Below are 20,315 nucleotides of genomic sequence, written 5' to 3'. Positions count from 1 at the left end.
GGTCACGGTCGTCAGAAGTTGCCGATGAGTCCGCCCAGCCCGGGCACGGCGCCCGACCGGCCGAGCTTCAGCAGGTCGACCGAGAGGATCACCCGCACGTCCGGCGTCGCGGTGTGCGGGGGAGCGGGCAGCTGCTGGCGCAGCTCGACACTGCCGCCCTCCGCGGTCGGGAAGGTCTGTCGCGCTGCCAGCAGGTCGGGGTAGGTGCCGCCCGAGAGCGTCACGCCCGGCAGGATCCCGAGCGTCGCTCGCGCCTCACGGATGCGCAGCTGGCCGTCGACGGGATCGAAGGCCCAGCCCATCTCGGCCTTGAGGGTCAGGCCCTGCCATCCGAGCCGGCGCCGCACCGGCTCGAGCAGGTCGTCGAAGGAGAAGCCCGTCCGAAAGCCGTAGGTGCGCTGGGTCGCCCCCTCACCCGTCGGCAGGCTGTAGCTGAAGTGGGTGAGCGGCATCCCCGGGATGAGCGTCAGCGGGGTGGCGAGGTTGACGCCCGAGAGCACCTTGCGCCCGTTGGGGTCGCTCAGCAGGGCGCCACCCGAGAGCGCGAGCGTGCCGGCGCCGAAGCCGATGAGGCCGGCCCGCTCGCTGCCCGGCAGGCGCCCCCACGCGCGCTCGGCCCGCAGGGTCAGCGGCTCGACGAGCCGTCGTTTCACCTCGGGGTTGTTGTCCTTGGCCTGCTCCGCGACCGTCGCGAGACCGCCGAGGATGACCTGGCCGGGATCCGTGGCCGGCGTCGCCGTGGCCGGCGCCGCCGACCCCTCGCCCTCGCACTGCACCCCGACCGGCCGTCGCTCGCGCACGTGGGCCCGCCCGCCCGCGAGCACCCGTGACGCTGTGGCGTCGGCCTCGCGCTCGGCGGCGGCCCGGTCGGTCGTGACCGGCGCCGGCCGGCCTCCGCCCGACTGCTGCACGACGTGGGCGAGCTCGTGGGCGAGGGTGTGCCGACCGCGCGCCGTCACGCCGCTGCCGGCGGCGGCCGGACCGAGGGAGATCTCCGTGCCGATCGTGAGGGCACGGGCCCGGGCGGCCCGCGTCACGGCATACGCCTCCTCGTCGGCGTGCAGGCGCACGGCGCCGAAGTCGTGACCGAAGCCCCGCTCCATCGCCGCCCGCAGCGAGGGATCGAGCGCCACGCCCTCGCGCGGGCGGGCTGACGCTGCCGAGCCCTCGACGGCGCGCTCGACGGCGCGCTCGTCCTCACGCACGGGAGTCGACCACGAGAAGACGGCCACGGCGCTCACCGGGCGGCGTCAGCCGCCCACCCCCCGGGACACGCGGATCGTCAGCGGCTGCCCCGGCAGCAGCAGGGTGCCGCTGGCGGGGATCGTGCCGAGCACGGTGTTCTTCCGTATGCCGGGTGCGTCCTCCTCGACGACCGTCACCGGCACTCCCGCGTCCGTCGCGAGCCGCGTGATCTTCGTCAGCGTCGAGCCGGAGAAGTCCTCGATCCGGAAGCGGGTGAAGTTCGGCCCCGGCTTGTCGGTGCCGAACCAGAACCACATATCGAAGCGGCCTCCGGCGATGTCGTCGGTCGTCGGCAGCCGCAGCACGGTCTGCCCCTGCACGGACTGCGTGATCGCGTGCCCGTTGAGGTGCCGCTCGGGGTTGCGCGCGTCCATGATCGCCCAGCCGTCGAGCTGGAAGCGCATGCGGATCGGCAGGGCCGGCGAGCCGAGCCGGTTGTTGGCCTCGAAGCCGAGGAGGCGCTCGCGCACCCGCCCCAGCACGCTGTCGAGGGGCAGCTTGCTGCGCCACAGGATGAGGTTCTTGCGGGCGATGAGCTCGCCGACGAGCTCGACGGTCTGCAGGGCGAAGGACTGGTCGCTCCACTGGTCGAGCTCCGGCGGGGTCGGCCAGGGCAGGTCCATGAGGACTCGACCCACCGGCTTGCCGTTCACGCTCTCGGGCAGCACGAGCGAGTCGATGGTGATCGCGATGCCCGAGACGAGGTCGGCGACGTCGACGACCACGTCGTTCTCGAAGGCGGACCCGTTGAGGAAGGCCGTCTCGACGACGTGCATGCCGAGCGTGCCGGCGACGGAGACGTCGAGCTGCGCCGACACCCGCACCGGCGCGAGGCCGAGCCCGTCGACACTGATGGTCAGCACGTCGCTTCGGCCCTGGGCGAAGGACGGCTGCCACACGAAGGCCGCCACCCCGGTGGCGTCCGGCTCCACGGCATCGCTCGCCCCGGCCCCCGTGCCCGTCAGCGTGGGCGGCACGGGCGCCCCCTCCTGCGAGGCGAGCACGAGGGCGCCGTCCGTGCCCTGGGCGACGACCTTGACGCGGGCCGGCCCGCAGGGGCTGTCGACGGCGACGCGCACGAGCTGCGGCACCGTCACACCCTCGGACGACACCTCCTGGCCGTCGCCGCCGAGCAGGCGCAGCGTCGGGGTCGTCGCGAGCTGGGCGAGCGCGTCCTGCACGGTGCGGGTGCCGGCGAAGGCGTCGCACGCCGGCTGCCACTGCACCTGCGAGGCGATGCTGAGCCGCCCGCTGACGACGACCGCGACGTCGACAGGGGTGCTCGTGTCGTCGAGACGCTGCGCGGTGAGGGCCTGCGTCGACGCGCCCGCCGGGTCGAGCGTCCACCGCACGGCGGCGACGCCGTCGGCATCGGTCGCCACGATGCCACCGGCAGGCGGCGACCCTGAGACCTCCTCGCGCAGCGTGCCCCCCGCAGGGGTGAAGCGGACCGGTGCGCCCTCGACGGGCAGCCCACCGTTGCGGACGACGACCCGCACCGGCGCACCGAGCTCGTCACCGGGCATCGCCTCCTGGCCGTCCCCGCCGACGAGGTCGATGGTGACGAGCTCGGTGAGCGGCGGGAAGAGGTGGCGGCAGTCGGACTCGAGGGTCCACGACGTGCCGGTGCGGCTGAGGATGCCGAGCGGAGCGTGGTGGTGAATCGGCCCCACGGGAGGCAGGGGCGAGGCGGTCGGCGAGTCCCACGGCCAGTCGAGCGTGCCCTGGCGGGCGCTCGTGCCGTAGGCGAGGCGGGCCGTGCGGGCCGGGATGAGCCAGAAGTCGCCGACACTCGGCGTGCCGCCGGCGGGGAAGGCCACGGTGATGCCGCCCTCGAGGTCGATCGGCGCGGTCGAGAGCGTGCTCGGTCCACCGTCCCAGCGCCGCGCGACCGCAGCCCGCCCCAGGGAGGCCACGCTCGCTGGCGCGCCGGCCAGCCAGTGCACGTGGATGACGAGGTCGATGACGGGGCCGACGCGGGCCATGAAGCCCGGCAGCCGCCGCAGCTGGCGGTCGGCGCTCGTGACCTCGACGAGGTCGTCCTGCCGGATGCTCAGCTCCTCGTCGCGACCCACCCGGTCGAGCGTCAGGGCCGCGTCCATGCCGGCCTCCGTCGTCGTGCCGATCTGCACGAGTCCCGCTGTGACAGAGCCGTTCTCGCGTGACCAGACGAAGCGGGGCGACGGCGTGACCGAGCAGATCTCGACGCGGTAGAGCTGGTTCTCCAGCCGCTGGTAGCCACCGCCGGACGTGATCTGGCAGGGGTCGGCGTCGGGCGCCGCATCGCGCAGGCGCGCGACCATCGTGCGCGGCGTGACCTCGGCGACGTCGTCCAGCTGCGAGCACACCTCGCCGCCGACGAGGCGGGTCAGCGACACCTGCCACGCGGTCTGCTGGCGCATCGCCGTGTCGGGCCCGCCGAGTGCCGACTCGAGCAGCTCGGGCCGCTCGTCGGGGCTGACCGTGCGCTCGAAGACGTCGAGGTAGGCGGCATACCTGCCGTCCCCGTCGGCCGCGGGCGGCTCCTCGAGGCCGGGGCTCGCTCCCGCACCGCTGCCGATCGTGGGGCGGTGGGGCTGGTCGGCGAGCGGCCAGGCGCCCGCCCCGGCAGGGTGCGCCGGGTCGGGTGCGGACTCGGCGAGCACACCGTCGACGTAGTAGTGGCCTGGCGTCACGCCGAGCCGGGCCCACGGGGCCGCGGAGGGCTCCAGGCCCGTCGTGAGGTCGACGATCGCGAAGGGGCCGACCCCGCCGTCGAGGGGCGCGGGCCCCCCGCTCGGTCCGACGATGTCGGCCGTGCGTGCGGTGTCGTGGTGGGCCGTGATGGCAGCCTGCTCGTTCCAGTCGGAGTCGAGCAGCACCCGCCCCTGCTGCAGGAGCACCGACCGGTAGGCGAAGGCAGGATCGTGGGTCCAGCGGGTGAGGTCTGCGTGCATGGTCAGCTCCCGAACATTCCGATCTGCATGCCCGCGGGGACGTAGGGCGCGACGAGCCGTCGCGCGGCGTCCATCCGTTGCGGACGGCGGAGGTGGTGGTGGACGCCCATCTCGGACCCGAACTCGCCGCCGTGCCGGATCGACACGGGGGCGCTCGGGGCCAGGCTGGGATAGAACGGCGAGCCCGGCTGCGTGGAGAGGTAGCTGGGTGAGATCGCGGTCGTGGCGTCGGCGGCCGGCACGCACCGGAAGCGCCGCGGCACCCGTGAGCCGGGGGCGATGTAGCTGAAGCGGGCGCACCCGACCTGGCGGTCGACCACGGTGACCGTGCCGTCGCAGATGCTCGAGGTGACCTCGAGCCAGCGGCAGCCGACGTCACCGAAGAGGGTCGAGCCCACGACGTCGAGGTGGGCGCCCGGGGCGGCGACGGCGGCCGCCGCCGACGTCAGCGCCGGGTCGACGACGCTGTCGACGACGACCACCTCGGGCACCGTGTCGACGAGGTCGAGCGACCCGACGACGCTGCGGCGCACCGCGACCGCCAGCTCGCGGTTGGCGCCGGGCGCACCGGACCTCACCTCCACTCGGCCGGCCACCGTGCACTGGCTCAGGGTGAGCGACCCGAGGTCGCCGGCCTCGACGACGACGTCGCCCTCGACGACGAGCCCGTCGAGCAGCAGGCTCGCACCCCCGGCGCCCGTGACGTGCAGGTCGCCCCGCACGTGGGGCCGCAGCCCCTCGGGGGAGTACACCCCCGGCACCGGCGCCTCGATGTCCCCGTTGAGCAGCTGTCGCCCCCGCCAGTGGGCGGCGACGAGCACGAGGCGGCTCTCGGCCGGCACCGCGATCGTGAGGTCGGCGGCATACGTCTCGCTGTCGGCGACCGAGACCACCTGGGTGATGCCGACCAGCCGCCGCGCCGGGTCGGCCCAGCCTGCGTCGACCGCGGTGATCGCGTCGTTGAGGCTGACCTCGACGCCCGGGGCGGCGGGCCCGGTCCGCACGAGCACCTGCGCACCGACCCGGTCGCGCACGGGCACGGGCTCCTCGTCGGTGCGGTCGAGGTCGCCGGTGAAGGGGTCGGCGGCGAGGGCCGTGTCGTGGCCGAGCGTGCGGTCATACGTGCCCGCACCGACGTCGGCGACCGCGCCGTACGCGTGGTCGAGGTGGATCGTCGTCGGGTCGCCGGGCACGCCGTCGAGGTGGGGGTGGAGCAGCCCCCGCACGGCGTCGACCATGACCTGCCAGCCCGTGAGCGGTGACCCGCCGCTCGTCGCGAGGTCCTCGAGACCGCAGACGCGGATCCGCTCGGGGGCCAGAGGCCCGTCCCCGTCGACGCTGATCGCGATCGGCAGGTCTTCGCCGGGCAGTCCCGCGCGGGCCGCGACGAGCGCGGCGAGCAGCCGTCGGGGCCGCAGCGGCACTGGAAGGTCCGACTCGGTCGCGAGGTGCTCGATCGCCTCCTCGGTCGTCGGCACGGCGAAGAGCGGCGCCTCCGCCCCGAGCGGGTGCACGCTCCACGCGTCGGTGAGCCGGCGCGCCGGCACGCCGGTCGCGTCGTGCACCTGGGTCGGGAAGACGAAGACGCCGATGCCGCGGATCCCGAAGCGGCCACGCCCCCCGATCGTGCTGGGGTCGATGGGGCGCACCTCGCCGGTGTGGGCGAAGCGGGTCAGCGCACCCGCGGCGAGGCGGGGCGACTCCAGCTCGGCCGACGCGGCGTCGCGCACCGAGCCGACCGCGGGTCGCTCGAGGTGCACGTGGTTGAGGTGGGTCGTCGCGGCGAGCAGGCGGTGTTCCTCGACCGCCCGGGTCGGCCAGCCGGTGACGTCGCGCACGACCTGCTCGATGACGGCGACGGTGCCCTTGCGCTTGCGGTAGGCGACGGTGTTGGCGACGACGGCCCGCCGGCTCACCCCGGCCCCCGTCTCGGCGCCGAGGTCGCCGGGCAGCCCGATGAGCCCGACGAGGTCGGCGATGTAGGGGACGACCCACTCGGGACACGTCTCGATGAACCACGAGTCGTAGAGCCGCTGCACGTCGTCCTCGACGACCGCGAGCTCGCCGGCGACCGCCTCGAGCAGCGCTCGCAGCAGCCCGCCGTTCTCGGCGTCGCGCTCGACGACGTGGGGCGGCAGCAACCCCTCGAGGTATGCCGTCCGGTCGGCCCTGCGGGCAGCCGAGGTCGTCATCGCGCCACCACCTGCACGTCGAGCAGGGCTGCCGTCAGCCGGAGCGCCTGGGCGGGCAGGAGCCGGGGCGCTGCCGCGGGGGCACTGGCGGGTGGACCCCACCGGCCGGGCTCGGCGACGAGCAGGTCGTCGACCGGGCCGCCGGTCAGCTCGGGCATCGTCACCGACACCACCCCCGGCACGGCAGCTGCGACGACGAGCGCGGCGGAGGACGCGAGCGGGGTGGCGAGCTCCATCGACCCGAAGGCCGTGAGCAGCGCCTCCTCGACCGCGCCCCGCACGAGCGGCACCTCGAAGAGGGGGTCGACCTCGATGCGCAGCCTGGCACCGACGTCGACCACCTCGGCGGGCAGGACGACCCTCGGGGCCCGGGTCTCCCTCGCGTCGTCGAGGGTGTCGCGCAGGTCGGCGACGAGGGAGTCGGCGGGGGCGTCGCCCGTCGAGGCCAGCACGGAGACGACGACGGTGTCGATGCGCCCGTCCCACACGAGGTCGGCGCGGGCCCGGCCGATGCCGGAGTAGCCGCGGGCGAAGTCCTCGTAGTCGGTGACCGAGACAGCGCGGTCGAGGGTGCGCACTCGCTGCGGCGCCGTGAGCCGCGCCTCCTCGAGCGTCTCGGACGGTGCCCAGTCGTGGGCGGGGCCGAGGTTGGTCACCGAGGCGACGCCGCGCGGCTTGCGCACGGGCAGGCGCACCTGGTCGGGCTCCGCCGCGCCGTCCTCACCGATGCCGACGCGGTAGGTCGCGCGCACGTTCTCGACGCCCGTCGGCAGGCGTGAGCCGTGCACGCCGTCGCCGAAGGTCACGGTGGTCGTGCCCGACTCGGCCTGGCGCACGATGTAGACGCGGTCGCGCGGACCGGCCTCGAAGAGGGAGTCGACACGCGTCCACTCGACGTCCTCGACGCGCACCTCGAGCGCCGGCACGGCGCCGCTCGCCACGGTCGTCGAGCGCACGAAGGTCAGCGGTGGGCGGCGCAGGTCGAAGGAGGCGAACGCGCGCCGGCCGTCGCCGCTGCCGAGCACCTGCTCGACGGTCTCGCCGTGGGTCGCGACGGCCACGTTGGCCCGCACCCGCACCGTGCCGGCGTGGTAGGCGTTGGCGAGCGGCGGGTCGACCGTGATCGTCATGACGCCGTCGGCGGTCGAGGCGGCTGCGGTGAGTCGGGTTGCCTCCACAGCGGATTCGTCGGTGTCGGTCGTGCCCGTGACGACGATCTCGCGGCCCTTGGGCAGCACCGGCTCGGTCGGCACGAGGTCGAGGACGTGCCCCCCACCCGGCGCGGTGCTGCCGACGAGGTCGGGTCGCGGCATCCACGCGGCCGGCAGCTCGCGCGACACGGCGTGCACGAGTGCGTGGTTGCGGTCGAAGTCATCGAGGTGCTCCGAGATGTCGAGCGTGACTCGCGTCAGCTTGCCCGACAGGGCGTACTTCGTCGCGCCGTCGGGGTTGACGGACTCGACCTGGAAGGCCTCGGTGTGGCCCGGTTGCTCGAGGACGAGCCAGGAGCCCGGCACGATCGCGGGCACGTCACCGTCGACCTCGAGCTCGCGGCTGCCCGGCTTGAGGTCGAAGTCTTTCCACGAGGTCACCTTGGCGCTGTCGAGCAGCGTCGGGTCGGGCGCGTTCCAGCCGAAGAGGTTGAGGCGCTGGCCCAGCCGATACACGCGGACGTCCTTCTCGGCGACGAGGTTGCGTGACCGGCGGTAGCCGAGCGGCCGGTCGAGGGTGAGCCGGGTCCAGCCGGGGGTGTGCAGCGGGTCGACGTCGACCGCGGTGACCCGCCGGAAGTCCCACTTCTCGTGTGCGTCGCTGTGGGCGTCGCCCGGCGCCACCCCGGCGCGCTCGCTGCCGACGACGAGCACGCGGTCATCGACCTTGACGCCGGAGGTCGTCGTGTCGAGCCAGACGCTGTCGATGCCGAAGCCGAAGGGCTGCCCGACCCGGTCGTATGCGGCCACGGAGTTCCACGCGGCCCGCGCCTCGAGCTCCGCCGTCGTCTCGAAGGTCTGCGGGAGCTTGCCCGGGGCGGGCACCGTCTGGACCGGGGTGCCCGCCGGCACGACGACCACCTCCGGCGAGCCCGGCGCCGTCTCGACGTCGAAGGCGAGCTCGGCCTGGGCCGACACGCCGGGTCTCAGCTCGTAGCCGAGGCTCCGGGCCTGCTGGCGCACCGAGTCCCGCTCCGTCGCCGTGCGCAGGAAACCCTCCTGGGCGATGCGCTCGGTGTAGAAGGAGACGACGTCGGTGACGACGGCCCACGTGTCGAGCAGGGCGATGGCGGGGTCGTCGGTGCCCTGGTGGGAGAGGCTGCGGATGTCGAGCGGCTGGCTGTCTCCGGCGAGCCACGACCGCATCCGGGCGAGGGCCGCCCCGTGGGGCGCCGTACGCCAGTGCAGCTCGGACTGGCCCGGGAGGTTGGCGGCGGCGAGGTCGTCGGCGCAGCCCGAGCAGCCGGCGCCGTCGGAGCACGCCGTGCCCGACGTGCAGGAGCAGTCGGCTGTCATGACCCACCTCCGAGGGAGATCTCGATGTGCCCGGCCTCGGGGTTGTTGACGTCGCTGTCACAGCGCAGCAGCTCGCGCGGGGCCATCGGCAGCTCACCGGCCTCGAGGGAGGCTGCGGCGTCGAAGGCCGAGGCTCCCGCACGCGCGAAGCGGGTGAGCTCGACCCAGGCCAGGCCGTCGACCGTCATCGCCGCGGCGACGACGTCGGACAGCCGCAGCGGCTGGCCGAAGGTGAAGCGGTCGGGGTGGAAGAAGCCGCGGCGGCCGTCACGGCGCAGCCCCGACGTGAAGGTCTCTCGCAGCAGCTGCTCGACATCGGCCCGCAGGTGTCCGGGCAGGACGCACCCACCGAGCCCGATCTCGAGTGCGACGTAGACGGGGCGCTCGAGCTCCACGTCGATGCCGGCCATGCGGCGCACCTCGAGGGCGGCGATGACGCCCGGCAGCAGGTTCGGGTCGTCGGCGTGCGCGGCCACGGGGTCGACCGTCACCTCCTGGGCGTACCAGGATCCCGTCCAGCGCCGCCTCGCGACGGCACGCTGCACCCCGGGGTCCTGCTCGGCGACGACGGCGTAGTCGGCCGACGTCACGGCCCGCAGCTGCTGGCGGAAGGCGGCCGGAGCGAGCTGGCGCACCTGCTCGAGTCGCTCGGGATCGGTGCCGCCGGTGCCGGGAAGCGGGTTCCACACCGAGACGGCGGCGCCCGCGCCGACGGGGTCCCGGCCGTCGGCCAGGGCGAGCAGGCGCACGAGGCGGTCCGGTGCGACGTTGCCCGCGACGCCGCCGCCGACGCGGTAGGTCGCGAGGGCGGTGGTGCCGGACACGGGGGCGCGTCCGCTCACGCCGTCGCCGAAGCGCAACCGGCTGACGCCGCCCGGCTCCGGCTCGACGACGACGTGCGTCGCCAGCCGGCCGCTGCCGAGCAGGTCGGGTCGCGGTGTCCACGTGCGCTGCCCGTCGTAGAGGTCGAGCCACGCCTCGGCGGAGCGGGCGTCGGGGGTGGCGATGCTGGCCGCCGAAGCCGTGGTCGGCATCGAGCGGTCGACGCGGCTGAGGCCCGGCCGCTGGAGCCGTGGTCGGTAGTCGGCCGGCTCGAGCACCGTTGGGGGAACGAGCGGCTCGTCGACGACGCTGGCCCCGTGGTCGGCCACGACGACGTTGGCGAGGACGGCGGCGAGCGCCTGGTCCGTGCCGGGCGTCGTGACGACGAGCGAGGCCGTCAGAGCGTCGGCGGCGCCCCAGCGCAGCTCCCAGACCGTGAGTGTCGGCGCGAGCGGGTCGGTGTGGGGTCGGGCGTCCGCGACGAGCCGCACGCCGAACCGGCGCGACGGATCCCCCTCGCGCGGCATGCCCCCGATGGGGCGGTCGACGAGGACGACGAGGTCTCCGGCGAGCAGGCCGGGGTCGGTGCCCGAGGGGGTGGTGACGAAGGCCGCGGTGGCCCCGACCTTGAGGCAGTGCGACGGATCGCCCCAGGCGTGCAGGGGCAGGGCGTTGCGCTCCGGCCTCAGCGAGAGGTCGGCCGCGGTCTCGAAGACGGTGCCGCCGAGCTCGACGGCCTCGATCGGGGAACCCACCTCGACACCGGGCTGGACCGGCAGGTCGGTGACCGGGGTCCCGCGCGGGAGCGTGAGGTCGGAGTCGGTCGTGAAGGCGAGCAGGGTGCGGGCCGAGCAGCCCTCGTGCACGGTGTAGTCGAGCAGCCGGGCGTGCCGGCGCACCGACGTGCGGCGCCGTGCCGTGCCGAGGTAGGCCTCGACGGCGACGGCGTCCTGCCAGTAGGCGAGCCGGTCGCCGAGCGCGGCGAAGAGCTCGACGAGCATGACGGCCGGGTCGGCGGGGTTGCGGTCGGTCCAGTCCGGCAGGAGCGTCGCGAGCCGGTCGAGCAGCCGGCTGCGCAGTGCCTCGTAGTCGCGGGCGAGGTAGTCGCCGGGCAGGAGGTCAGCGACGACGGGGAGCGTCTCGGTCGCGGGGGCGCAGTCGAGGTCGGACGGGCAGTCGACGGTGAAGGTGAAGGGCGTCGTCGACAGCGGCACGTCGATGCCGGCGGGAGCGCCGACCCCGCCCGGGCCGACGAGGCGCAGCGTGTAGGTCGACCAGTCGCCGCTGGAGCTCGTGCGCACGACGAGCGCACGCTGGCGCTGGTCGTCGGCCGGCAGGGCCTGCTGCACGAGCTGGCGGTCGGCGGCGGTCACGCCGTCGAGCGGGTCTGTCGCTGGTGTGCCCGCCACCCCGACGACGGCGACGGCCGGGAAGGCCCAGTCGACGCGTACCGGGTTGAGGTCGGGATCCTCGCGCACCCCGCCGACGACGCGGACGACATCGGCGGTCCAGCCCGAGGGCACCGGGCCGCCCAGCAGGTGCACGAGGAGGGTGCGCTGCGCCGGTGCTCCGGGAACCTGTCCGGGAGTGCCGTCGTGGTTGGAGAGCACCTCGAGGACGTCGATGCCGTCGAGTCCGGCGAGGTCGCGCACGAGCGCGCGACGGGCCTCGAGGTCGATGTCGGCGCTGAAGGGCAGCGGCTCCGGAGGCGTCACGGCACACCTCCGACCCCGGCGGGTCCGCCGGTGCCGGCGACGCTGACGCGGCGGCGCTGGTCGGGGCTCGTCGCCCGCAGCGGCAGGTACTCGACGACGACCTCGAGGCGCGAGTCGACCGCCGTGACCTGCACGCTCTCGACCCGGATCAGCTCACCGAGCCACTGCTGCAGGGCGCCGTGCACGAGGGCCTGGGTCGACTCGGCCAGAGAGTCACCACTCGGGGCGAAGACGAGTCGCGCGACGCCGCTGCCGAAGTCGGGCCGGTTGACCCGCTCACCGGGGCTCGTGAAGAGGACCTGCTCGATGAGCCCCGCGAGGTAGGCGTCGTCGTCGGCGAGCGAGGTTCGACCGCGCAGGTCGAGGCGCAGCGGGAAGCCGACGTGGTGCCGCGCGTCGGCCCGGCGGGGGGAGACGTCGCTGCTCATGATGCACGCACCCGCACCTGGGTCTGCATCGCGATGAGGGGGACGCCCGTGGGCACGCACGTGCCCGGCGCGGCCTGGATCGCGAGCGGCTGCTTGCCGGCCGTGACCCGCACGGTGCCGGAGGTGAACGTTCCGGTCACGCAGGGCCCGTTGCTCGTCGGCGGCGGCGGGAAGGGGCAGCCCGCGATCGTCCAGGGGCCGCTGAGGAGCACGACCGCCTGCCCGCCGACGGTGACCCGGGGGAAGGCCGCGGTCGGGGTCGCCGTGCCCTGGTGCGCACAGCTGACCCGCGACCCCTGGCTGAGGAGGTAGCCCGGCATCACATCACCTCCAGGGCGCCGTCGTTGATCGACACCGACACGGGAGAGAGGGTGATCTTCGAGGCGCCGACCGAGACCTCCACGCCCGAGCTCGTCGCCGAGATCGAGATGCTCATGGCGACGGCCGGAGACGAGACGGAGACCGTGATCCCGCCCGCTCCGGGCAGGTCGCTCAGCTCGATGCTCATCGAGTCGGTCTTCAGCACCTTCATCTCGGCGAGGGCCGGCGTCGCCGGCACCTCACCGGTGCCCCAGAAGCACCCGCCGAGGATCGGGTTGTTGGGGTTGCCTGCCTCGAACTCGACCCACACGTTCGCCCCGACGGGAGGGACGAGGAAGAGCCCGACGCCGCTGCCGGCATACGGCGTGCAGGGCATGGCCCAGCTCAGCTGACCGCTGCCGAGCACGGCAGGGCACGAGACCTGCACCCGGCCCTGCTGCATGGGGTCGATGTTGTTCTCCACCGTGCCGCGGTACTTGCCGAAGAAGCGCGGTGCGGAGGTGCTCAGCTCGTCGATGTCGACCGGCATGTCAGACCCTCACGATCGGGACGGTGGCGCCGTAGCCCTCGCGGGCCAGCGTGAAGTCGGCGGTGTAGCTGCCGGGGCGCACGTGGTGCACGACCTGCTGGACGTACCAGAGCCCGTCGTTCGACCAGCCGGCCCCGCGCAACCCGACGAGGCCACGGGGCCGCAGCACCGAGCCGTAGGCGCCGCCGTCGAGGCTGCCCTGGGCGGTGACGCAGTTGACGCTGCGGTCGGTCATCGACTGCGCGCGGGCCAGGGCGGTCGTCGCCGGCAGGCCGGTGTCGCGGAACTGCCGGGTGCGCAGGTCGGTCTGGTGGACCGCCCACGCGGGCAGGGCAGCGAGCGGCGGGCGCAGGGAGCCGACGGTGCGCACCGGCACGACGGTGCCGAGGCGGGAGTCCTGCACCTGCCCCTCGACCAGCTCGGGGCCGAGCACGTCCTCGCGGAAGGTCGGCGAGCCGGTGACGTTGGTGTCGGGGCCGAGGTCGACGGAGAGCGCCTTCTGCGGCAGGCCCACCCGCACCGGTGGGCCCCAGTAGAGGGTCGAGAGTCCCGGCACCGGTCCGGGGCTGATGTAGCAGACATACCCGTGGTATGCCGCGAGCGCCTGCAGGTGCCCGTAGTCCGTCGCCTGCTGGGTCGGGGTGCGCTCGATCGGCAGCGGCGGGTCGAAGACGGGCGGGGGGATGGCCTGCGCGACGATGCCCTGCGCGAGGTAGGGCAGGGCGATCGCCTGCACCTGCAGGTAGTCGTCGAGGCCGACGTGCTCGGTCGAGACCTCGTGCCGGTCGAGGAGCAGTGACACGTCGTGGCCGGTGACCCGCAGCTCGGCGTGCTGGGAGGCGCTGCCGGGGGTCAGCTCGGTCTCGGTGACGATGCCGTCGAGGAGCACCTGCGGCACGGCGCCCATGGTGAGCAGCACGACGACGCGCGCGCCCCCGCGCAGGGGAGACGTCGTGAGCAGCGGCGTGTCGAACACCGCCGTCGGTCCCGACCGTCCGGCGTCGAGGGTGATGGTGAAGGCCGAACGTGCGCCGTCGGACTCGGTCACGGTCACCGACCGGACCCGGGCCGTGACGTCGGGCGGCAGGGGGATGGGCACCGTCGGCCCGGCGAGGACGGTGAGGTGCACCCCCAGCAGCGGCATCAGCCGGTCACCCCCGGCACGGGCACGACGATCTCGGTGCCGACGGCCTCGTCGTCGACGAGGGCGTCGGGGTCGAGGGCCGCGTTCGCGTCGCAGACCCGCCAGAAGCCGAGCGGGTCGCCGGTGTAGCGGAAGCTGATGAGGTCGAGCCGGTCTCCGGGCACGACAAGGTGCTCGGCCAGCGTGGTGTGGTCGGCCGGATCGGGCGGGAAGCGCCGGCGGTAGTGGCGCACGAGCCGGCGGGTGCCGTCGTCGGCGACCGACTCGTAGGTCGTCGTCTCGACATCGGAGTAGCGCGACATCGTCAGCCCCCGATCGAGACCGAGCCGGAGGCGCCCGCCGAGCCACCGAGCGCACCGGCTGCGGCGCCCGCGACCGAGGCGACGGCCGCGACCGACGCCATCGTCTCCTTGAGCACCTGGTGCACGAGGAACAGCGCGAAGCCGGGGTCGGTGGGTGAGAGGTCGTTGTAGGAGAGCACGTCGAGTGTGACGTCGACGCTCGCGCGGATCGGCATGAGCCCCGTGGTGAAGGCCTGCTCGCGGATCGTCAGGCTCTCGACGCGCACGGGCACGACGCGGCCCGGGCCCCAGACGAGGACCGTCAGCGGCGCCTCGGGTGGCAGCACCTCGATGGTGCCCGCGAGCAGCAGGGCGGCGTTCGTCACGATCGTGACGCTGTTGGGGTAGAGGAGCATCTCGAGCGTCGCGAGCCGACCGGCGACACCGGTCGTGGCCGCGAGGGGGTCGCCGCTCTCGAGGCCGTCCGTCGCGTCGAGCTCGACGGTCATCGTGATGCTCTCGGTCGGTGCTCCCCAGATGCGGTGCGCGTCGGACGCCGAGCTGCCGCCCGACGGCGCGGCACGGGGTCGCAGGCTGCGGGTCACCTCGTCGGGGTTGTACTGGAAGATCACGGTGCGCGCGAGCGGGCTCAGCGGGTCGACGGCGACGATCGCGCCCGGCACCGTGCGCGGGCTCCCGGGGAAGCTGCTCATGTCGGCGATGGTGCTCGGGTCACGTCACGTCGGTGTCACGCACCTGTCACGCCGGGCCGGTCGAGCCGCCGGGTCGGGCAGCCGGTCGGGCAGCCCGGTTCGGGCGGACGAGTTCTGCCGGACCGGCAGTGGGCGAGGCGCCGACGGCGTACCGTCGAAGACTGTCAGGTATCACGCGCCACGGCTGGGCGCTCTTGACCTGCAACAAGGTCGGTGCCAGGCGCGGGCGGCTCGCCGCCCGTGTCGACGTCGGTCCCGGCGAGACGACCCATGCGATGCGCAGGAGGTGACGTCGTGACGGAGCACTCGGGGGTGCGGCTGCCAGGACGCAGGGCAACACCCGTCGTTTCCATCAGGATGCTCGGCGCCTTCGCCGTCGACGTCGACGGCCGGTCCGTCGCGCTGCCCGCGGGCGCCCAGCGGCTCGTGGCCCTGCTCGCACTGCGCGGCCGCACGGGCCGCAGCCGCCTCGCGGGACTGCTCTGGTCGGGCACGACCGAGCACCGTGCCCTCGCGAGCCTGCGGACCGGCATCTGGCGGGTCAACCAGGCGGCACCGGGCCTCGTCGTGTCGGCGCACGGCATCGTCGAGCTCGGCCTCGCGGCAGACGTCGACGTCACCGACCTCATCGACCGGGCGCACGCCGTGCTCCAGGGCGGCACCGACACGATCTCCGTCGACGGAGGGGCCGGGCCGGGCGAGCTGCTGCCCGACTGGGACGACCCCTGGCTCGACGCCGAGCGCGAGCGGCTCCACCAGCTGCGGCTGCACGTCCTCGAGGCGGCGGCCGGTCAGCTCGCCGAGCAGGGGCGCTACGGGCTGGCCCTCGAGTCGGCCCTCGCAGCGCTCCGCGCCGACGACCTGCGCGAGAGCGCCCACCGCGCCGTCATCTCCATCCACCTCGCCGAGGGCAACGTCGCCGAGGCGCGCCGGGCCTTCGACCTCTGCCGCCGCACCTTCGTCGAGGAGCTCGGCATCGAGCCCTCGTCGGCGGTCACCGCGATGCTCACCCGCGAGGCCGCGGGCCACGCGCGAGCGTCCCTCCACTCGGTCACGCGCGACGCCTGACCTGCGCGGTGCGCCACGGCCCGGCGCCCGTGTTGGCCTGGCTTCGGAGCGCGGGAGGAGCGGGGCGCCGGACGACCGTGGGGCGAGCTGACGGCATACGTGGCTCAAACGTGCATCGTGGACTGCAGTGCCAGTGCACTACGATGGCGTGCTCGTCGCCGGCACCGAGCCGCCCGACGTCGTCGAGCTCTGGGAGTGGACCCTGACCCGGGCGACCGCCACACCCACGCCTACGCCAACACCGGCGCCGAGGAGGCGTGGTTCTCGCTGACCGTGTTCGAGCCGGGTGTGGGCAGGACCGCCCGAACGGAGGTGTCGCATGACTGAGCCCGAGGCCATGCTGAGCCGGCCCCTGGCCGAGGCCGAGGTGTCGGCCGAGGTGTTCGCGCTGCGTCCGGACTACCGCGTGCTCCTCGTGTGCGCCGAGGGCATCGTGCCGGGGCCGAGCGACGACGCGGGCGAGGCGCTGCTCCGAGCGGCCGAGGCTGCGGCGGCCGAGGCGCGGGGCGGCATGCCCGTCGAGCAGCTGCCCCACGTCGCGGCGTGGCGCGAGGCCTACCGCGCGTTCGGGGCCAAGCCGCAGCGCACCCGCAACAGCCTCGAGGCGCTGCTTCGCCGTGCCGCCACGGGGCTGCCGCGGATCAACCGGCTCACCGACATCTACAACGCGGTCTCTGTGCTCCACCAGATCCCGGTCGGTGGGGAGGATCTCGGCCGCTACGCCGGACCGCCGTCGCTGAGGCGCGCCACCGGGGCCGAGCCGTTCGACACCATCGCCGCCGGTCTCGAGGTCGTCGAGCACCCGGAGCCCGGCGAGGTCGTGTGGTGCGACGACGTCGGCGTCACCTGTCGCCGCTGGAACTGGCGTCAGGGCAGCCGCACGCAGCTCACTCCGGAGACGGTCGACGCCCTCTTCATCCTCGACGCGCTCGACCCGCTCACCGACGCGGCGCTCGCTGTCGCGGCCGACGATCTCATCGGGCACCTGCAGCGTCTCGGTCCCGACGTGCGGGTCGCCAGACGCCTCATCGGCGGTCCCCCGACAGTGCCGGTTAGCGGTTCCCGCGACGGCGCGAGTCGTGACGACGAGGGCCGCGGGAGATGACGCCGGCCTCATCCTCGGAGTCCGCCCTGCTGCTCGTCGTCCCCGCGGCAGAGCCCGCGGTGGCCCGCCACCGACTCGCCTGTGACGTCGCGGCGCGCGTCGGGGTCCCCGCGCACATCACGGTCGCCTATCCCTTCAAGCCGCCCGAGCTGCTCGACGGCGGCGACGTGTCGGTGCTCGCCGAGCTGTTCGCCACGACCCGCTCGTTCGAGATCACCTTCTCCGACACGGGGTGGTTCGGTGACGAGGTCCTCTTCCTCGAGCCGGACGACGCCGCAGCCATCGTCTCCCTGACCCGGCGCGTCGAGCGTGCCTTCCCGGAGTACCCGATCTACGGCGGGGCTCATGACGACATCCACCCGCACCTCACCGTCGGCCACGGTGTCGGGGCCCCGGTGCTCCGCACGGTCGAGCGCGAGGTGCGGCCGCACCTGCCGCTGACGCAGATGGTCACCCGCGTCGAGCTCTGGCAGGGGCCGTCCCTCGCGACCGCGACCCCGGGCTGGCGTTGCGCCCGCGCCTTTGCCCTCTGCGGCTAGGCCCGGGCGCATCGGGGCAGCAGGAAGGCGGTCCCTCGGAGGAGAGACCGCCTTGCTGTCGTCCGGATGCTGTGTCGCCGTGAGCGATTCGCATCGGGACGATGGTGACCGAGAGGGTGATTCCTGAGTCCCTCGGCCACCGGCCCGCTCACCTCAGGAAGCCGTTACCGACATGGCGGCCCCACCACTTGCCGAGACCCCAGGTGTCTCCGGCGAGGGTCGTGGCCACGACGGCGATGCCGAGGGCCTCGATCCAGTGGCTGTCGGTGAGCGGGTTGGTCATGCCCTCGGCGCCGAGGGGGAACTCGGCCAGGTACATCAGGGCCAGCAGCAGGCCGCCGGTCCAGGCGGCGATCTTCAGGCCGGCGCCGGCGAGCAGGGCCACGCCGATGCCGAGGAGGCCGGCCATGAAGAGCCAGTCGGCCCAGGTGCCGGCGATGTTGTTGAAGAAGGAGCCGAAGGGGCCTTCGGCGTTCTTCATGAAGCCCTGGGCGGGGGTGCCGCCGTTGATCCAGGCGCGGGCGGACGGGGTGGCGTAGCCGAGGCCGAACATCTTGTCGATGAAGGCCCAGAAGAAGGTGAAGCCGAGCACGATGCGCAGGCCGGCGAGGAACTTGCGGGCGATGCTCGAGCGGACGACCTCCTCCTGGAAGGTGACGACGCCCTTGGCGGGGTCGTGCAGGTCGGCGCTGGCGGTGGTGCCTGGGCGGTTGTCGTGGGTGGTCATGGTGATCAACTCCAGAACTCGGGTGGTTCCGGCAGCTACTCTGTCGGTACTACACAGCGTAGTAGTGGGTGGGTGAGGGGCGCGACCCGTCCGGGTGTGATCTGGCAGTCATTCACCCGGCCACGCGGCATACTCGTGCGCACGGCCACCCTCGACACCGCGGTGGACGTCAGGTCGGCGACGACGGGAGGCAGCGATGGCCGAAGCGCCGCCCCAGGCGGCCGCGTGGGAGCGACACCTCCCCGGGGTCGCGGTGCTGCGGCGCTACGACCGGGCGTGGCTGAGAGGTGACGTCCTCGCGGGAGTGACCGTGGCGGCATACCTCGTGCCTCAGGTGCTCGCCTATGCCGAGGTCGCCGGGTTGCCCGCCATCACGGGGCTGTGGGCCGTCGGGCCGGGGCTGCTCGTCTACGCCATCCTCGGCTCGTCGCGTCAGCTCTCCGTCGGGCCGGAGTCGACGACCGCCCTGATGACGGCGGCTGGCATCGGCGCCCTCGTCACCGCCTCGGGCGGGTTGGTCGCCCCCGAGGACGCCGCTGCGTTGCTCGCCATCGCCGTCGGGGTCGTGTGCATCGTCGGCTGGGCCTCGCGCCTCGGCTTCCTCTCGGAGCTGCTGTCCAAGCCCGTGCTCGTCGGCTACATGGCCGGCATCGCGGCGCTCATGATCGTCAGCCAGATCGGGAAGGTCACCGGCATCGAGGTGGAGGGCGACTCCTTCCTCCAGGAGCTGGGGTATGCCGTCACGCACCTCGGCGACGTCCACGTGCCGACGCTCGTGCTCTCGCTCTCCGTGCTGGCGGTGCTGCTCGCCCTCCAGCGGTGGCGACCGACCTGGCCGGCGCCGCTCATCGGCATGCTCGGGGCGACGATCGTCGTTCAGCTGACGGGTCTCGCCGAGACGAGCGGCATCGAGCTCGTCGGCCCTGTGCCCCAAGGACTTCCGCAGATCTCCGTCCCATCCTTGACCGGCGTCGACCTCTGGCAGCTGGCGCCGGCCGCCCTGGGCATCGCCATCGTCGGCTACTCCGACAACGTGCTGACGGCCCGGGCCTTTGCCGGCCGGCGCCGCGAGCAGATCGACAGCAACCAGGAGTTCCTCGGCCTCGGGGTCTCCAACATCGGCGCCGGGCTCGTGCAGGGCTTTCCCATCAGCTCGAGCGGCAGCCGCACCGTCATCGCCGACTCGATGGGGGCCCGCACCCAGCTGCACTCCCTCGTCTCGCTCGTCCTCGTCCTCGCGACGCTGCTCTGGCTCGGTCCCGTGATCGCGGCCTTTCCGCTCGCGGCCCTCGGGGCGGTCGTCGTCTATGCGGCGCTGCGCCTCGTCGACATCGCCGAGATGCGTCGCTTCGGCGCCTTCCGCAGGAGCGAGCTCGTGCTCGCGCTCTCGACGACGGCGGCGGTGCTGCTCTTCGGGGTGCTGCCGGGCATCGGGGCCGCGATCGCGCTGTCGGTGCTCGACCTGCTGCGCCGCATCGTCCACCCTCACGACGGGGTGCTCGGCTACGTTCCCGGCATCGCCGGCATGCACGACATCGACGACCACCCGCGATCGGTGCAGGTGCCCGGCCTCGTCGTCTACCGCTACGACTCGCCGCTCTTCTTCGCGAACTCCGACGACTTCCTCACCCGGGCCCGGAACGCGGTCGAGGATGCTCGCCTAGACGGCCCGGTCGAGTGGTTCGTCCTCAACGCCGAGGCCATCAGCGAGGTCGACCTCACGTCGATCGACGCGCTCGAGGAGCTGCGCCGCGGCCTCGACGAGGAGGGCGTCGTCTTCGCCATGGCACGCGTCAAGCAGGACCTGCGCACCTCGCTCGAGGCCGGCGGCGTCGTGCACGCCGTCGGGGTCGACCTCATCTTCCCGACGCTGCCCACCGCCGTCGTCGCGTATGCCGCGTGGTATGAGCGCGAGCACGGTGCCCCGCCGCCGGGGCTCACCATCCCCCCGGTCCCGCCCACGCCGGCCGGCTGAGGGAGCAGCCGGCCGGCGTCGGGGGGTCGGCCCCGGGAGGCGTCAGGGAGGTCGGCCGCGGGACGGCG

At 73.8% G+C, this 20,315-nt stretch carries 17 protein-coding genes; 5 read left to right on the top strand and 12 right to left on the bottom strand.

The features are described 5' to 3' along the window. Positions 1–11: 11 nt before the first annotated feature. From FBY41_RS06580 to FBY41_RS06530, 11 genes are read right to left on the bottom strand one after another with little or no spacing between them, the layout of a single operon-like run. Positions 12–1,241: an eCIS core domain-containing protein gene (locus FBY41_RS06580; RefSeq protein ID WP_185748920.1), complete on the bottom strand. Its 1,230-nt coding sequence runs from the start codon at positions 1,239–1,241 to the stop codon at positions 12–14. Positions 1,242–1,250: 9 nt separating this feature from the next. Further along, positions 1,251–4,181, bottom strand: a complete 2,931-nt coding sequence (locus tag FBY41_RS06575) for a DUF6519 domain-containing protein (RefSeq protein WP_141842517.1) — start codon at positions 4,179–4,181, stop codon at positions 1,251–1,253. Between the two features lie 2 nt (positions 4,182–4,183). After that, positions 4,184–6,373, bottom strand: coding sequence for a phage tail protein (locus FBY41_RS06570; RefSeq protein ID WP_141842516.1), 2,190 nt, complete (start codon positions 6,371–6,373; stop codon positions 4,184–4,186). After that, on the bottom strand, positions 6,370–8,880 hold the full coding sequence (locus FBY41_RS06565; protein WP_141842515.1) for a baseplate J/gp47 family protein: 2,511 nt from the start codon (positions 8,878–8,880) through the stop codon (positions 6,370–6,372). The genes FBY41_RS06570 and FBY41_RS06565 overlap by 4 nt, the downstream gene beginning before the upstream one ends. Next, positions 8,877–11,417, bottom strand: coding sequence for a putative baseplate assembly protein (locus FBY41_RS06560; protein WP_141842514.1), 2,541 nt, complete (start codon positions 11,415–11,417; stop codon positions 8,877–8,879). The genes FBY41_RS06565 and FBY41_RS06560 overlap by 4 nt, the downstream gene beginning before the upstream one ends. Continuing rightward, positions 11,414–11,845 (bottom strand): GPW/gp25 family protein, encoded by a 432-nt coding sequence (locus FBY41_RS06555; protein WP_141842513.1) that lies wholly within the window; start codon positions 11,843–11,845, stop codon positions 11,414–11,416. The genes FBY41_RS06560 and FBY41_RS06555 overlap by 4 nt, the downstream gene beginning before the upstream one ends. Then, the gene (locus tag FBY41_RS06550) at positions 11,842–12,165 is read right to left on the bottom strand and encodes a hypothetical protein (RefSeq protein WP_141842512.1); all 324 of its coding nucleotides are present in this window, start codon (positions 12,163–12,165) and stop codon (positions 11,842–11,844) included. The genes FBY41_RS06555 and FBY41_RS06550 overlap by 4 nt, the downstream gene beginning before the upstream one ends. After that, positions 12,165–12,695, bottom strand: a complete 531-nt coding sequence (locus FBY41_RS06545; protein WP_141842511.1) for a phage baseplate assembly protein V — start codon at positions 12,693–12,695, stop codon at positions 12,165–12,167. Before FBY41_RS06545 ends, FBY41_RS06550 begins: the two co-directional genes overlap by 1 nt. 1 nt (position 12,696) lies before the next feature. Continuing rightward, positions 12,697–13,839, bottom strand: coding sequence for a hypothetical protein (locus FBY41_RS06540; protein ID WP_141842510.1), 1,143 nt, complete (start codon positions 13,837–13,839; stop codon positions 12,697–12,699). Next, positions 13,839–14,141, bottom strand: coding sequence for a LysM domain-containing protein (locus tag FBY41_RS06535; protein ID WP_141842509.1), 303 nt, complete (start codon positions 14,139–14,141; stop codon positions 13,839–13,841). The genes FBY41_RS06540 and FBY41_RS06535 overlap by 1 nt, the downstream gene beginning before the upstream one ends. A gap of 2 nt (positions 14,142–14,143) precedes the next feature. Next, on the bottom strand, positions 14,144–14,833 hold the full coding sequence (locus FBY41_RS06530) for a hypothetical protein (protein ID WP_141842508.1): 690 nt from the start codon (positions 14,831–14,833) through the stop codon (positions 14,144–14,146). 294 nt (positions 14,834–15,127) lie between these two features. On the opposite strand from FBY41_RS06530, the gene FBY41_RS06525 reads away from it, so the two are divergent. The 4 genes from FBY41_RS06525 (at position 15,128) to FBY41_RS06510 (ending at position 17,545) form a co-directional block, all read left to right on the top strand. After that, a complete protein-coding gene (locus FBY41_RS06525) occupies positions 15,128–15,901 on the top strand; it encodes an AfsR/SARP family transcriptional regulator (protein WP_141842507.1) in 774 nt (257 codons plus the stop codon). A 195-nt stretch (positions 15,902–16,096) separates the two neighbouring features. After that, entirely contained in the window at positions 16,097–16,228 is a 132-nt protein-coding gene (locus FBY41_RS06520; protein ID WP_260439587.1) for a hypothetical protein, read from the top strand. Beyond that, positions 16,221–17,006 (top strand): B3/B4 domain-containing protein, encoded by a 786-nt coding sequence (locus FBY41_RS06515; protein ID WP_141842506.1) that lies wholly within the window; start codon positions 16,221–16,223, stop codon positions 17,004–17,006. Before FBY41_RS06520 ends, FBY41_RS06515 begins: the two co-directional genes overlap by 8 nt. Further along, the gene (locus FBY41_RS06510; RefSeq protein ID WP_141842505.1) at positions 17,003–17,545 is read left to right on the top strand and encodes a 2'-5' RNA ligase family protein; all 543 of its coding nucleotides are present in this window, start codon (positions 17,003–17,005) and stop codon (positions 17,543–17,545) included. Before FBY41_RS06515 ends, FBY41_RS06510 begins: the two co-directional genes overlap by 4 nt. A 148-nt stretch (positions 17,546–17,693) precedes the next feature. On the opposite strand, the gene FBY41_RS06505 is transcribed toward FBY41_RS06510, so the two are convergent. Continuing rightward, positions 17,694–18,272 (bottom strand): DoxX family protein, encoded by a 579-nt coding sequence (locus FBY41_RS06505; RefSeq protein ID WP_221629211.1) that lies wholly within the window; start codon positions 18,270–18,272, stop codon positions 17,694–17,696. A 196-nt stretch (positions 18,273–18,468) separates the two neighbouring features. Here FBY41_RS06505 and FBY41_RS06500 point away from each other — a divergent pair, with 196 nt between their 5' ends. Then, on the top strand, positions 18,469–20,247 hold the full coding sequence (locus tag FBY41_RS06500; RefSeq protein WP_141842503.1) for a SulP family inorganic anion transporter: 1,779 nt from the start codon (positions 18,469–18,471) through the stop codon (positions 20,245–20,247). Positions 20,248–20,315: the final 68 nt, after the last annotated feature.

The sequence above is a fragment of the Humibacillus xanthopallidus genome, from assembly GCF_006716675.1.
GTDB classification, from domain to species: domain Bacteria; phylum Actinomycetota; class Actinomycetes; order Actinomycetales; family Dermatophilaceae; genus Humibacillus; species Humibacillus xanthopallidus_B.
This window is presented reverse-complemented; position numbering and strand designations above follow the sequence as displayed.